The following is a 350-nucleotide window of genomic DNA, read 5'->3' as shown; positions in this document are numbered from 1 at the left end:
AGTCCATGGGTCGCGGCCAGTTCGCGAAGGAACGTGCGTCCTTCTTCGGGATTGTCCCGGTGGTCCACCTCCACGCCCAGCAGTCCGGCGTCGATCATCTCCTGGTAAACGCCCTCCCCCACGATCCGTCCGCGCGATGACGCCACCGGGTGCGCAAAGACGGGCACGCCGCCCGCTGCCCGGACGAGCTCGACGGCGAGGGCCGGGTGCGGCGCGTAGTGCTGGACGAAGTACCGTGAATGGGACGTGAGGATCGACGTGAACGCTTCCGTCCTATCCGCCACAACTCCGGCAGCGACCAGCGCGTCGGCGATATGCGGGCGGCCCACGGTGGCCCCGGGCGCAACATG

General features: G+C 68.9%; 1 pseudogene. It reads right to left on the bottom strand.

Going from position 1 to position 350, the window contains the following annotated elements:
- A pseudogene (locus SB764_RS38850) lies at positions 1-350 on the bottom strand (phosphatase); the annotation flags it as partial.

It is taken from the genome of Paraburkholderia sp. SIMBA_027, assembly GCF_046535315.1.
Taxonomy (GTDB): domain Bacteria; phylum Pseudomonadota; class Gammaproteobacteria; order Burkholderiales; family Burkholderiaceae; genus Paraburkholderia; species Paraburkholderia tropica.
This window is presented reverse-complemented; position numbering and strand designations above follow the sequence as displayed.